This is a genomic window from Streptomyces sp. JK94 (genome assembly GCF_053613315.1).
In genome coordinates this window covers 65,360-78,859 of sequence record NZ_JBSICH010000044.1, presented here as the reverse complement: position 1 = coordinate 78,859, position 13,500 = coordinate 65,360, and the positions used below count along the sequence as shown (strand labels likewise).

Annotated in this window: 10 protein-coding genes; all 10 read right to left on the bottom strand. The window is 72.1% G+C overall.

The features are described from left to right. Positions 1 to 7 precede the first annotated feature (7 nt). A protein-coding gene (locus tag ACVV2G_RS30340; protein ID WP_453845995.1) for an IS5 family transposase occupies positions 8 to 825 on the bottom strand; the annotation gives its coding sequence in 2 pieces (ribosomal slippage) (positions 8 to 487 and positions 490 to 825; 816 coding nt in all). A 119-nt stretch (positions 826 to 944) separates the two neighbouring features. Further along, the gene (locus ACVV2G_RS30335) at positions 945 to 1,601 is read right to left on the bottom strand and encodes a hypothetical protein (RefSeq protein ID WP_453845994.1); all 657 of its coding nucleotides are present in this window, start codon (positions 1,599 to 1,601) and stop codon (positions 945 to 947) included. Between the two features lie 35 nt (positions 1,602 to 1,636). After that, on the bottom strand, positions 1,637 to 2,221 hold the full coding sequence (locus tag ACVV2G_RS30330) for a GNAT family N-acetyltransferase (protein ID WP_453845993.1): 585 nt from the start codon (positions 2,219 to 2,221) through the stop codon (positions 1,637 to 1,639). Next, complete coding sequence (locus tag ACVV2G_RS30325) at positions 2,199 to 4,445, bottom strand: MMPL family transporter (RefSeq protein ID WP_453845992.1); 2,247 nt, start codon at positions 4,443 to 4,445, stop codon at positions 2,199 to 2,201. Before ACVV2G_RS30325 ends, ACVV2G_RS30330 begins: the two co-directional genes overlap by 23 nt. Positions 4,446 to 4,677: 232 nt before the next feature. Then, entirely contained in the window at positions 4,678 to 6,189 is a 1,512-nt protein-coding gene (gatB, locus tag ACVV2G_RS30320; RefSeq protein ID WP_453845991.1) for an Asp-tRNA(Asn)/Glu-tRNA(Gln) amidotransferase subunit GatB, read from the bottom strand. Positions 6,190 to 6,204: 15 nt separating this feature from the next. Next, entirely contained in the window at positions 6,205 to 6,444 is a 240-nt protein-coding gene (locus tag ACVV2G_RS30315) for a hypothetical protein (protein WP_031137961.1), read from the bottom strand. Continuing rightward, a complete protein-coding gene (gene gatA / locus ACVV2G_RS30310) occupies positions 6,441 to 7,934 on the bottom strand; it encodes an Asp-tRNA(Asn)/Glu-tRNA(Gln) amidotransferase subunit GatA (RefSeq protein WP_453845990.1) in 1,494 nt (497 codons plus the stop codon). The genes ACVV2G_RS30315 and gatA overlap by 4 nt, the downstream gene beginning before the upstream one ends. A 5-nt stretch (positions 7,935 to 7,939) precedes the next feature. Beyond that, the gene (gene gatC / locus ACVV2G_RS30305; protein WP_003973500.1) at positions 7,940 to 8,236 is read right to left on the bottom strand and encodes an Asp-tRNA(Asn)/Glu-tRNA(Gln) amidotransferase subunit GatC; all 297 of its coding nucleotides are present in this window, start codon (positions 8,234 to 8,236) and stop codon (positions 7,940 to 7,942) included. A gap of 514 nt (positions 8,237 to 8,750) precedes the next feature. Beyond that, a complete protein-coding gene (locus tag ACVV2G_RS30300) occupies positions 8,751 to 11,033 on the bottom strand; it encodes a putative bifunctional diguanylate cyclase/phosphodiesterase (RefSeq protein WP_453845989.1) in 2,283 nt (760 codons plus the stop codon). 267 nt (positions 11,034 to 11,300) lie between these two features. Then, positions 11,301 to 13,496 carry an NAD-dependent DNA ligase LigA gene (ligA, locus tag ACVV2G_RS30295; RefSeq protein WP_453845988.1) on the bottom strand — a complete coding sequence of 732 codons (2,196 nt, stop codon included), beginning with the start codon at positions 13,494 to 13,496 and terminating at the stop codon, positions 11,301 to 11,303. Positions 13,497 to 13,500: the final 4 nt, after the last annotated feature.

Here is a 13,500-nt window from a genome sequence, read left to right as displayed (position 1 = left end):
AGAGGTCCTAACAAAGCCGCTGGACGTGGCGGTGGGTGATCAGGCAGACGGCGAGGCCCAGGAATGCTTCGTGGATGTCGTCGCGTCGTTCCCAGCGGATGCGCAGGCGGCGGAAGCCGTGGAGCCAGGCGATCGTGCGCTCAACGACGTAGCGGAAGGTGCCCAGGCCGGTGCCGTGCGGCTCGCCTCGCTTCGCGATCACGGGGCGTATGCCTCTCTGCCAGAGCAGGCGGCGGTACTTGTCGTGGTCGTAGCCGCGGTCGGCCAGCAGTGCATCCGGGCGCCGGCGCGGCCTGCCGACCCGGCCCGCGACGGCGGGAATCTTGTCGAGCAGCGGCTCGAGTTGGGTGACGTCATTGCGGTTGCCGCCGGTCAGCGACACCGCGAGCGGGATGCCCTGGCCGTCGACGATGAGGTGGTGTTTGCTGCCCGGCCGTGCGCGGTCGACCGGGCTGGGCCCGCTTTTGGGCCCCGTCGGGCGGCCCGCACATGCGAGGAGTCGATCACCGCCCGTTCCCAGTCCAGCTGGTTCTTCGACCGCAGCTCGTTCAGCAGCAGCTGGTGCAGCTGGTCCCAGACGCCGGCCTCGTTCCAGGCCGCAAGGCGCCGCCAGCAGGTCATGCCCGAGCCGAAGCCGAGTTCCTGGGGCAGGTACTCCCACTGGATTCCGGTGTGCAGGACGAAGAGGATGCCGCACAGGGCCTGCCGGTCTGGCACCCGCGGTCTGCCCTCGGCCTTCTTCGGACCCGGCTGCGGCAGCAACGGCTCGACCAGCGACCACAGTTCGTCCGACACGATCCACGGCCGCGACTGACGGTTTCCCATGCCCAGACATACGGGCAGAGCGGCCGACAGCCTCATGATCAGCAGCTTTTGTTAGAGCCAGTTAGGGCGGCGCACGGTGGCGCCGGATGCCCTAAGACCCCTCAGGAGCCGCGGAAGCCTCAGCCCACGGACGGCACGGCCAGAATGACGTCGGTGTACTTGAGCACGGCCAGGATCAGGCCGATCACGCCCAGCGCGACGCCGGCCCAGGAGACCGACTTGATCCACGCGGCCTGCGGCTTGCCGGGCGCGCCGAACGCGGGCCGGACCAGCACCACGACACCGACGATCAGCGCGATCAGGGCGAAGACGCCGCCCCAGAACGCGGTGGCCTGCCAGGCCTCGCCGTAGCCCTTCTCGAGCATGGTCTGGACGTCCGAGGACGAGCTGGTCTCCAGCTGGCCGAAGACCGACTCGCGGTCGGAGGCGACGGTGCCGACCCAGCTCCCCGTCAGCGACACGATGCCGAGCCCCGCGGAGACGACGGCGCCCGCGCCCTGGCCGACGCCGGTGGCGCCCCGGTCCCCGGCGGCGCCGTCCTCGGTGTCGTCGACGTCCGTGCCGGCAGTGCCGTCCTCGGCGCCGGCGGTGTCGTCGTTCCGGACGGTGCCGTCCTCCGAGTCGGCGCCGTCCGGGGCCCCGGACGCGGTGGTCCCGGCCGCAGTGGTGCCGGCCGGGGCGGTCTCGGCCGGGGTTTCCTCAGGAGCCTTCGTGGCCTCGTCCGTCTTGTCCTTGTCGATCTTCACGCCGGTCCCGTCCACTGTCTTCGTTCCCATGCCTCGAACCGTACGGACGCTGTCTGAGAGGTCCCTTAATGATCCTTGTGAGCGGTACGCGCGCGTGCCGCGCGTGCCGCACCCCACTCGGGTGCGAGCACCGCCCACACCTCCATGTCCTGCCGGACCCCCCGGTGGGGGAAGCTCTCGCGCAACACGCCCTCACGCATCATGCCCAGTCGCCGGGCGGCGCCGAGACTCGGGGTGTTGGCCGACGACGCGTGCCACTCGACGCGGTGCATGCCGCGCTCGTCGAAGGCCCAGTCGATCAGGACGCGGGCCCCGCGCGTGACCAGCCCCCGGCCCGTGGCGGCGGGCTCCAGCCAGCAGCCGATCTCGCAGACGCCGGTGCCGGCGTCGAAGACGCGGAAGAGCAGGCCGCCGACGAGCTTGCCGTCCAGCCACAGCCCGTGCAGGAAGCCGCTGTCGGCGGCGCGCCGGTCGGCGTGGGACTGGAGCAGTTCCCGGGCGGACTCCACGTCGATGGCCTTCGCTCCGAAGGGGATGTGCTGGGTGATGAAGTCCCTGCCCCGCTCCAGATGGGCCAGGAACTCCGTGGCGTGCCAGGTCTCCAGCGGGCGCAGTTCGGCTCCGTCGTCACCCAGTGGTATCGCGTACATCCCGCTGCCGTGCCTCCTCCGCAAGGACGTCCGCCACTTCGGCGTCCGTCGCCGCGGCCAGCCTCTCATGGGCGGTACGGCACTCGGGCGGCTCGATGCTGATGCGCGGCAGGACCCTGTCCAGCCGGCGCGGCAGCCACCAGTTGGCGCCGCCGAGCAGGTGCATCAGGGCGGGCACCAGGAGCGTACGGAGGACGAAGGCGTCCAGGGCGACGGCGACGGCGAGCGCGATGCCGAACATCGCGATCACCCGGTCGCCGCTGAGCACGAAGGCGAGGAACACCGCGATCATGATGACCGCGGCCGAGTTGATCACCCGGCTGGTCTCGGCGAGCCCGACCCGGACGGCCCGGCGGTTGTCTCCGGTCTCCAGCCACTCCTCGTACATCCGGCTGACCAGGAACACCTGGTAGTCCATGGAGAGCCCGAAGAGCACCGACACCATGATCACGGGCAGGAAGGGTTCGATCGGGCCGGCGCTGCCGAGGCCCAGCAGGTCGCTCCCCCAGCCCCACTGGAAGATCACCACGACGACGCCGAAGGAGGCGGCGACGGCGGCGACGTTCATCGCGGCGGCCTTGAGCGGGATGCCGACGGAGCGGAAGGCCAGCAGGAGCAGCAGGCAGCCGAGGCAGACGACGACGCCGACGAAGAGGGGCAGCTTGCCGACGATGACGTCGGCGAAGTCGTCGTAGCCGGCCGTCACGCCGCCGACGTGCACCTCGAGGGCGGTGCCGGCCTCCGCCCGCGGCAGCACCTCGGAGCGCAGCCGCTCGACGAGGTCGCTGGTCCTTGCGGACTGCGGTGCCGACTCGGGTACGAGCGTGAGGTACGCGGTGTCGCCGCCCGAGTTGTACGCCACGGGTGTCACCGAGGAGACGCCCTCGGTGGTGCGCAGCGAGGCGTCGAGGTTGTCCAGGGCGAGCCGGTCCTCGGCCCCGCCGACCTTGGTGACCAGGGTGAGGGGGCCGTTGACGCCGGGCCCGAAACCCTCGGCGAGGAGGTCGTAGGCCTGGCGGGTGGTCGTGCCCGCGGGGTCGTTGCCCTGGTCGGAGGTGCCCAGGCGCAGGCCGAGGGTGGGCAGCGCGAGGACGGTGACGACGACGAGGGCGACGGCGCCGAGTAGCCCCGGGTGGCGCTCGACCAACGCCGACCAGCGGGCGGCGAAGCCGGTGGGCAGCTCCGGCTCGGGCCCGTGCTCCGCGAGCCGCCGCCGCTCGCGCCGGCTCAGGGCGCGCGGGCCGATGTACGACAGCAGGGCCGGCAGCAGCGTCACGGAGGCCGCGACGGTGAGGACGACGGTCAGCGAGGCGGCGACGGCGACACCGTTGAGGAAGCCCAGCCGGAGGATCAGCATGCCCAGCAGGGCGATGCAAACGGTCGCGCCCGCGAAGACGACCGCGCGCCCCGTGGTCGCGACGGCGTTCTCGGCGGCCTCGGCCACGAGCAGGCCCCGCTTCAGCCCCCGCCGGTGCCGGGTGACGATGAAGAGCGCGTAGTCGATGCCGACGCCGAGGCCGATGAGGGTGCCCAGCATCGGCGCGAAGTCGGCGACGGTCATGGCGTGCCCGAGCAGGGTGATCCCCGCGTAGGCGGTGCCGACGGAGACCAGTGCGGTGGCGATGGGCAGCACGGACGCGGCGAGGGAGCCGAAGGCGAGGAAGAGCACCACCGCGGCGACGACCACGCCGGCGACCTCGGCGAGGTGGCGTTCCGGCGCCTCGGCGAGCGCGACGGCCCCGCCGCCGAGTTCGACCTGGAGGCCGTCGCCCTCCGCCGCCCGGGCGGTGTCGGCCACGGCCCGCGCCTCGGCCTCGTCGATGTCCTGGGAGGCGTCCTCGAAGGTGACCGACGCGTACGCGGTGTCGCCGTTCTCGCTGATCAGGGGCGATTCCGCGTCGTCGTACGGGTGGGTGACCGAGGCGACGCCGGGCAGCTGCGCGATGCGGTCCAGGGTGCGGGTCATGGTCTGCTCGACGTCGGCGGCGCGCACGGTGCCGGACGTGGTGTGCCAGACGATCGTGTCGCCGGCGCCACCGAGGCCGGGGAAGCCGGAGGCGAGCAGCCGGGAGGCCCGGTCGGAGTCGGTGCCGGGGACCCCGTAGTCGTTGGAGTACGCGGAACCCGCGAGCAGGGCGGCCGTGGCGGCGCCGCCGAAGGCGAGGAGCCAGAGCAGGACGGCGACGAGGCGGCGTCGGACACACCAGCGCGCAAGGACGGCCACGAACGTGCTCCCAGGTGTCTGTCTGTGGATCTTTGACCGGGAACAGTCATTCATGGAGTGAACGGCCCGCAAAGAACGCATGAGCAATGCGACGTCACTCTTTCAGGCAGAAGTGATCGATTGCGGATTTCGTGGGCTTCTTCACATGACCGCCGCGGGTGCGGCGGCCGGGGCGACGGCACGCCGAAGGGGGATGCATCGTCACCGACGCATCCCCCTTCGGGTGCGGGTGTCAGCCCTCGACGCCCAGCTTCTGCAAAATCAGCTCCTTGACGCGGGCCGCGTCCGCCTGGCCCCGGGTCGCCTTCATGACCGCGCCGACCAGGGCGCCGGCCGCGGCCACCTTGCCGCCGCGGATCTTGTCCGCGACGCCCGGGTTGCCGGCGATGGCCTCGTCGACGGCGGCGGTCAGCGCGCCCTCGTCGGAGACCACCTTCAGGCCGCGCTTGTCGACGACCTCGTCCGGCGTGCCCTCACCGGCGAGGACGCCCAGGATGACCTGGCGGGCCAGCTTGTCGTTCAGGTCGCCCTCGGTGACCAGCTCGGCGACCCGCGCCACCTGCTCCGGCGTGATCGCCAGCTCGTCCAGCGCCTTGCCGGACTCGTTGGCGCTGCGGGCCAGCTCGCCCATCCACCACTTGCGGGCGGACGCCGCGTCGGCACCGGCGTCGATCGTGGCGACGATCGGGTCCAGCGCACCGGCGTTGAGGATGGACTGCATGTCGGTGCCGGAGACACCCCACTCCTCGCGGAGCCGGTTGCGGCGCACCAGCGGCAGCTCGGGCAGGGCGGAGCGGATCTCCTCGACCCACTCGCGGGACGGGGCGACCGGCACCAGGTCGGGCTCCGGGAAATACCGGTAGTCCTCGGCCTCCTCCTTCACGCGGCCCGAGGTCGTGGACCCCGTGTCCTCGTGGAAGTGGCGGGTCTCCTGGATGATCGTCCCGCCGTCGTCCAGCACGGCGGCGTGCCGCTGGATCTCGAAGCGGGCCGCGCGCTCCACGGAACGCAGCGAGTTGACGTTCTTGGTCTCGCTGCGGGTGCCGAACTTCTCCCGGCCGTGCGGGCGCAGCGACAGGTTCACGTCGCAGCGCATCTGGCCCATCTCCATGCGGGCCTCGGACACACCGAGGGCACGGATGAGTTCGCGCAGCTCACGGACGTAGGCCCGGGCGACCTCGGGGGCGCGCTCGCCCGCTCCCTCGATCGGCTTGGTGACGATCTCGATGAGCGGGATACCGGCGCGGTTGTAGTCGAGGAGGGAGTGCGAGGCGCCGTGGATACGGCCCGTCGCGCCGCCGACGTGGGTCGACTTGCCGGTGTCCTCCTCCATGTGGGCGCGCTCGATCTCGACGCGGAAGGTCTCGCCGTCCTCCAGCTGCACGTCGAGGTAGCCGTCGAAGGCGATCGGCTCGTCGTACTGGGAGGTCTGGAAGTTCTTCGGCATGTCCGGATAGAAGTAGTTCTTCCGGGCGAAGCGGCACCACTCGGCGATCTCGCAGTTCAGCGCGAGACCGATGCGGATCGCCGACTCGACCCCGGTCGCGTTGACGACCGGGAGCGCGCCGGGCATGCCGAGGCAGACGGGGCAGGTCTGGGTGTTCGGGTCGGCACCGAGCGCGGTCGAACAGCCGCAGAACATCTTGGTCTTGGTGCCGAGTTCGACATGGACCTCGAGGCCCATGACGGGGTCGTACGACGCGAGTGCGTCCTCGTACGACACCAGGTCGGTCGTGGTGGTCACGGTGAAACTTCCCTCTCAGCCCAGCAGGACGTCGTCGTCGCCGAGACGCTTCAGCTCGCGGTACAGGATGGCGAGGTTGGTGACGACCGCGGCGCCGGTCACGACGGCGTCGAGCAGCCGCAGCGTGTCGCTGTCGCCCCGGGCCTTCTTGATCTGCTTGTACACCCCGACGGCGCCGAACGCCGACGTGGCCATCGAGACGTACAGGCCGGACTTGGAACTCTTGAAGCCCTTGGCCTTGGACAGTGCGCTCACAGCGACGGTGCCTCCTCGATCAGCGGGTGGCCCCACTTTTCCACGAAGGCGGCCTCGACGGCGGCGCCGACCTTGTAGAGCCGGTCGTCCTTCATGGCGGGGGCGATGATCTGCAGACCCACCGGCAGGTTGTCCTCGGGGGCGAGGCCGCAGGGCAGCGACATGGCCGCGTTGCCCGCCAGGTTGGTGGGGATGGTGCACAGGTCGGCCAGGTACATCGCCATCGGGTCGTCGGCGCGCTCGCCGATCGCGAAGGCGGTGGTCGGGGTCGTCGGGGAGACGATCACGTCGACCTGCTCGAAGGCCCGCTCGAACTCCTGCTTGATGAGGGTGCGGACCTTCTGGGCGCTGCCGTAGTACGCGTCGTAGTAGCCGGAGCTCAGGGCGTACGTGCCGAGCATGATGCGCCGCTTGACCTCGGGGCCGAAGCCGGCCTCGCGGGTCAGGGAGGTGACCTCCTCGGCGGAGTGCGTGCCGTCGTCGCCGACGCGCGCGCCGTAGCGCAGGCCGTCGAAGCGGGCGAGGTTGGAGGAGCACTCGGACGGCGCGATCAGGTAGTAGGCCGACAGCGCGAGGTCGAAGGACGGGCAGTCCAGCTCGACGACCTCGGCGCCCAGCGACTTCAGCAGCTCGACGGACTCGTCGAAGCGCTGGATGACGCCGGCCTGGTAGCCCTCGCCGCGGAACTGCTTGACGACGCCGACGCGCATGCCGGACACCGAGCCGTTGCGCGCGGCCTCGACGACCGCGGGGACCGGGGCGTCGATGGAGGTGGAGTCCATCGGGTCGTGCCCGGCGATCACCTCGTGCAGCAGGGCCGTGTCCAGGACCGTGCGGGCGCAGGGACCGCCCTGGTCGAGGGAGGAGGAGAAGGCCACCATGCCGTAGCGGGAGACGCCGCCGTACGTCGGCTTGACGCCGACCGTGCCGGTGACGGCCGCGGGCTGGCGGATGGAGCCGCCGGTGTCGGTGCCGATGGCGAGCGGCGCCTCGAAGGAGGCGAGGGCCGCGGAGGAGCCGCCGCCGGAGCCGCCGGGGATCCTGGTGAGGTCCCAGGGGTTGCCGGTCGGGCCGTAGGCGCTGTTCTCCGTCGAGGACCCCATGGCGAACTCGTCCATGTTGGTCTTGCCGAGGATGACGACGTCGGCGGCCTTCAGGCGCTGGGTGACCGTGGCGTCGTACGGCGGGATCCAGCCCTCGAGGATCTTCGAGCCGACGGTCGTGGGGACGCCCTCGGTGGTGAAGATGTCCTTGAGCGCCAGCGGTACGCCGGCCAGCGGGCCGAGCTTCTCGCCGCGCTCGCGCTTGGCGTCCACGGCGCGGGCCTGGGCGAGGGCGCCCTCGCGGTCGACGTGCAGGAAGGCGTGCACCTTCTCGTCGACGGCCTCGATGCGGGCCAGGTGGGCCTCGGTGACCTCGACCGCGGTCAGCTCGCCGGAGGCGATCTTCGCGGCGATCTCGGCCGCGGTGAGCCTGATGATGTCGCTCATGGCGGTTACTCCTCCCCCAGGATCTGCGGCACCTTGAAACGCTGCTGCTCCTGGGCCGGGGCGCCGGAGAGCGCCTGCTCGGGCGTGAGCGACGGACGGACCTCGTCCGGCCGCATGACGTTCGTCAGCGGGAGCGGGTGCGAGGTCGGCGGTACGTCTTGGTCGGCGACCTCGCTGACGCGGGCGACCGCGCCGATGATGTCGTCCAGCTGTCCCGCGAAGTGCTCGAGCTCTTCGGGCTTCAGCTCCAGACGCGCCAGCCGGGCGAGGTGGGCGACCTCCTCGCGCGTGATGCCAGGCATGCAGCGTTCCTCTGGGGTGAGTGCGTGTGGTTCGGTCAAGTCGGTTCGCCCAATCCTATGGGGCCGGGCGTCCTGGCCGTTAAACGGTTTCCCCCTGGGCCCCCTCCGCGGCGCCGCGCGTCCCGCACGGTGCTCCTCGGGACGTGGTCGCGGCCGAGGTGCCGACCCGCGGGCGGACGCGCCGCGGCGACTCGCGAGGGCGGCACGGGCGGCACGGTACGCGCGGCGCGGCGCGGGCGGGTGGCACGGGTGACATGGCGCGGGCGGTACGGGCGCCGGCGGGCGGCACGGGGGACACCAGCTCGGTGAGGGGGCGCGGCAGGAAGTCCTCGTCCGGCACGGCGCGGGCGGGCGGTGCGGGTGGCGGACGGACGCGAGGCGCTCGACGCCGGGCGGTGCGCGTGACCGCCGCGACGCGGGGGTCACGCGGCCGGAGGGCCGCTCCCCGGTCGCCGCACGCCGGGCAGGCGCACCCGCCGGCCCGCCGGCCCGCCCCCGTCGGCCTGCCGCCGGGTCACTCGTCGGTCGCCGCCGCGGGCAGGGCGGCGGCGGCCCGCACCCAGCCCCGGGAGCCGCGGGCGAGCAGCCAGGCGGTGGTCTCCTCCGGTGGCATCGCGGCCGCGACCAGCCAGCCCTGTACGGCGTCGCAGCCCAGGTCGCGCAGGCGCTCCCAGGTCTCGTCGTCCTCCACTCCCTCGGCGACGACGAGCAGGCCGAGGGAGTGGGCGAGGTCGACGGTGCAGCGCACGATCTCGGCGTCCTCGGTGTCGATGGCCAGCCGGGCCACGAACGACCGGTCGATCTTGAGTTCGCTGACCGGGAGCCTGCGCAGGTGGACCAGGGAGGAGTACCCGGTGCCGAAGTCGTCCAGGGACATCTTCACGCCGTGTCCGGTCAGCGCGTTGAGGGTGTCGGCGGCGCGCTGCGGGTCCTCCAGGAGGACGTGCTCCGTGATCTCCAGCTGGAGCGCTCCGGCCGGGACGCCGTGCCGGGCCAGCCGGGCGGCCACCGCGCCCGCGAAGCCGGGCGTGTGCACGTCGCGCGGGGAGACGTTGACCGCGACCGGCACGAAGAGGCCCTGCGAGCGCCACCGGGCGACCTGCCCGAGCGCCGTCTCCAGCACGTACTCCGTCAGGTGGGGCATCAGCCCCGAGGACTCGGCGATGGCTATGAACTCGTCCGGCGGCACCCTGCCGCGCTCGGGGTGCACCCACCGCACCAGGGCCTCCAGGCCCGCTACCTGTCCGTCGAAGCGGACCTTGGGCTGGTAGTGCAGCTCGACCTCGTGCGCGTCCAGGGCCCGGCGCAGGTCGCCCAGCAGCCCGAGCCGGTCCGGGGTGTTGGAGTCCCGCTTGGACTCGTAGACCTCGACGCCCGTGCGGTCCCGCTTCGCCTGGTACATCGCCACGTCCGCGCGGCGCAGCAGCCCCTCCGCGTCCAGCGCGTGGTCGGGGAAGACGGCGACCCCGGCGCTGGCCTCCAGGACGAGGGTGAGCCCGTCCAGGTCCAGCGGGGAACCGAGCGCGGCCACGAGGCCCCGGGTGATCCGGGTCGCCGACGTGGTGGAGTCGGCGACGGGCAGCAGGACGGCGAACTCGTCGCCACCGAGCCGTGCGGCCTCCGCGCCGCGCGGCAGGGCCTGCCGCAGCCGGTCGGCGGTCTGCAGGAGCAGCCGGTCGCCGGCCAGGTGCCCGAGGGTGTCGTTGACCGACCGGAAGCGGTCGAGGTCGATCAGCAGCAGGGCGGAGCGGGCCCCGATGCGCTCGGCGTCGTCCAGCGCGGCCCAGGTGCGCTCCAGCAGCCACTGCCGGTTGGGCAGTCCGGTGAGCGGGTCGCGCAACTGCTCCTCGGCCCGGGCGCGGGCGATCCACAGGGTGGAGTCGAGGGCGATCAGCGGGATCGAGAACAGCGGCAGCAGCAGCGGCTTGGCGACGGCGACCACGCAGATCAGCGGGGCGATGCCGAGCAGTGCGACGGCGACCAGCCCGTGTCGGACCAGGGCGGTGCGAGCGACGGTGGGCAGGCCGGCGCGCGGTGACTGCACGTACCACAGGAGGGTGCGGGTGACGGCGAGGTAGGCGAGCGCGACGAGCACCGCCTTGGGCGCCGCGGACACGCCCCACGTGTTCGGGTCCCAGGGCATCTCGACGGACGGTACGGAGCCGCACACGCCCAGCACCAGGGCGCCCGCGGCGATGCCGAGGATGTCCACCGCGCCGTGCAGGACGCCCTGCCGCCAGCGGCCCCGGCGTGCGATGCCGACCAGGACGACGACGGTGAGGCTGACCATGCCGGCCGGGACCCAGCCGTACAGCAGCAGGACGGCGAGGGTGAGGGCGGCGCCGGAGCCGGTGCCGCCCCACCAGCGGGAGCGGCCGAGCATGACCAGGTGGCCCACGACGATGCCGGTCAGCACGGCCAGGGACCAGCCGGCGACGCCGGACGGGAAGACGGCGTGGCCCTCGCTGAACGCGCGGTAGAAAGCGGCGCCCAGCACGAAGGCGGCGGCCGCGACGACCGCCGAGGGCAGCGCGGGCCAGGGCAGGTGCCGTTCGCCGTCGGCGTCGGTGCCGGACAGGACCGAGAGGGGCGGGGCGGCCGAGGGCGCGGGGCCCCGGCCGGCCGACGACGGCGTGAAGCCGCCGGCGTTCCCCGGCGGCGCGCAGCCGCGGGCGTCCGCCGCGGGATGCGGTGCGCCACCACCGCGCTGCCCGAGCCACCGGCTCACGTGCCACGCGTCCACCATGCGACGCAGGCGCAGCCGTGAGCCCGCGGCGGCGCTCTCGGTCGGTTCCATTCCCGTCCCTCTCACGGCCGGCGGTGCCCACGCCACGCGGCCCGACGCCCGACGCCCGACAACCAATCAACGGCTCCGCGTTGGAATGCCCTTCCCCCCGTCCCTCAGGGGCAGGAGAATGCCCCGACCGTAGCTGGGCACGGCAGGCGCACATCCCAACAGTAGGCCGCGGAAGCCTTCCAGGGGCACCGGTCGTCGACGGTTGCCCGAATGCGACCCGGCCACCCGTATGCATCTGGTATGCGCCGATCGGGTGGCCTTCAACCGCTATTCCTCGGCCGAAAGCGCGACGTCGGCCGCTGCTTCGGGTCCCTGTTCGAGCAGGACCGTGAATCCGCCCTCGTCCAGAACCGGCACCTTCAGTTGCATCGCCTTGTCGTACTTCGACCCGGGATTGTCACCGGCCACGACGAACGACGTCTTCTTGGAGACCGATCCGGTCACCTTCGCGCCCCTGCTCTGCAGGGCGTCCTTGGCACCGTCCCGGGTGAAGTTCTCCAGGGTGCCGGTGACGACGACGGTGAGCCCTTCGAGCGGGCGGGGGCCCTCGTCCTCCCCGGTCGACCGGTCCTCCAGGGGGACTCCGGCCGCCTTCCACTTGCGGACGATCTCGCGGTGCCAGTCTTCCGCGAACCACTCCTTGACGGCGGCGGCGATGGTGTCGCCCACTCCGTCCGCGAGCGCCAGCTCCTTCTCGGTGGCCTGCTCGATGCGGTCGACCGAGCGGAACTCCCGGGCGAGGGCCTGGGCGGCGACGGGCCCCACGTACCGGATGGAGAGGCCGTTGAGGAAGCGGGCGAGCGGGCGGGTCTTGGCCTCCTCGATGTGCTTGAGCAGTGCGAGGGTGTTCTTCTTCGGCTCGCCCTCCTTGTTGGCGAAGACCGTGACGATCTTCTCCTCACCGGTCCTGGGGTCGCGCTTGGGCAGCCCGCTGTCCGGGTCGAGGACGTACGCCTTGATGGGCAGCAGCTTCTCGACGGTGAGGTCGAACAGGTCGCCCTCGTCCACCAGTGGCGGGTCGGCCGGCTCCAGCGGCCCGGTCAGCGCCGCCGCGACGACGCCGCCGAAGTGCTCGATGTCCAGGCACTGCCGGCCGGCGAGGTAGGAGACGCGCTCGCGCAACTGGGCCGGGCAGGTGCGGGCGTTGGGACACCGCCGGTCGATGTCGCCCTCCTTCATGGCCTTCAGCGGCGTCCCGCACTCGGGGCACTCGGCCGGCATCACGAACTCCCGCTCGCTGCCGTCCCTCAGGTCGGCGACCGGACCGAGGATCTCCGGGATCACGTCACCGGCCTTGCGCAGCACCACGGTGTCGCCGATGAGCACGCCCTTGGCCTTGACGACCTCCTGGTTGTGCAGCGTGGCGAACTCCACTTCGCTGCCGGCCACGGTGACCGGCTCGACCTGCGCGTACGGCGTGACGCGCCCGGTGCGGCCGACGCCCACCTTGATGTCGATGAGCTTGGTGTTGACCTCCTCCGGCGCGTACTTGTAGGCGATGGCCCAGCGCGGGGCGCGCGCGGTGGAACCGAGCCGGCCCTGGAGGCGGATCTCGTCGAGCTTCACGACGACGCCGTCGATCTCGTGCGCCACGGAGTGGCGGTTCTCGCCGTAGTGCGCGATGAACGCGCGGACGCCGTCGAGGCCGTCGACCACCCTGTTGTGCGGGGAGGTGGGCAGGCCCCAGGTCTTCAGCAGGTCGTAGGCCTGGGAGAGGCGGGTCACGCCCGTGAAGCCCTCCAGGACGCCGATGCCGTGGACCACCATGTGCAGCGGGCGGGTGGCGGTGACGCGCGGGTCCTTCTGGCGCAGCGAACCGGCCGCCGCGTTGCGCGGGTTGGCGAAGGGTTTGTCCCCCGCCTCGTTCAACCGGGCGTTGAGTTCCTGGAACTTCTCCATCGGGAAGTAGACCTCGCCGCGGATCTCCACCAGGTCGGGGACCTCGTCCCCGAGGAGGCGCTCGGGGATGTCGGTGATGGTGCGGACGTTGGGCGTGATGTCCTCGCCGGTGCGGCCGTCGCCGCGGGTGGCCGCGCGCACGAGGCGGCCGCGCTCGTAGGTGAGGTTGACGGCGAGTCCGTCGACCTTCAGCTCGCACAGGAAGTGGTACTCCTGCTCGCCCAGCTCCTTGGCGATGCGCTCGGTCCAGGCGGCCAGCTCTTCGTCGTTGAAGGTGTTGTCGAGGGAGAGCATGCGGGAGCGGTGCTCCACGGCCGTGAACTCCGTCTCGTAGGAGCCGGCGACCTTCTGGGTCGGGGAGCCCGGGGTCCGCAGCTCCGGGTACTCCTCCTCCAGCTCCTCCAGGGAACGCAGCAGCCGGTCGAAGTCCGCGTCGCTGACGACGGGGGCGTCCTTCACGTAGTACCGGAAGCGGTGCTCCTCGATCCGCTCAGCGAGCTGCACGTGCTTCTCGCGCGCCTCGGCGGGCACGCTCGTCGTCTCCGCCTGCTTGTCGCCGGCCACCGTG

Excerpts from the sequence above, each read along its gene's own strand:
- gatA (WP_453845990.1), bottom strand. The coding sequence starts at position 7,934 with ATGAGCGACATCATCAGGCTCACCGCGGCCGAGATCGCCGCGAAGATC.
- ACVV2G_RS30335 (WP_453845994.1), bottom strand. The coding sequence starts at position 1,601 with ATGGGAACGAAGACAGTGGACGGGACCGGCGTGAAGATCGACAAGGAC.
- ACVV2G_RS30330 (WP_453845993.1), bottom strand. The coding sequence starts at position 2,221 with ATGTACGCGATACCACTGGGTGACGACGGAGCCGAACTGCGCCCGCTG.
- gatC (WP_003973500.1), bottom strand. The coding sequence starts at position 8,236 with ATGCCTGGCATCACGCGCGAGGAGGTCGCCCACCTCGCCCGGCTGGCG.
- ACVV2G_RS30300 (WP_453845989.1), bottom strand. The coding sequence starts at position 11,033 with ATGGAACCGACCGAGAGCGCCGCCGCGGGCTCACGGCTGCGCCTGCGT.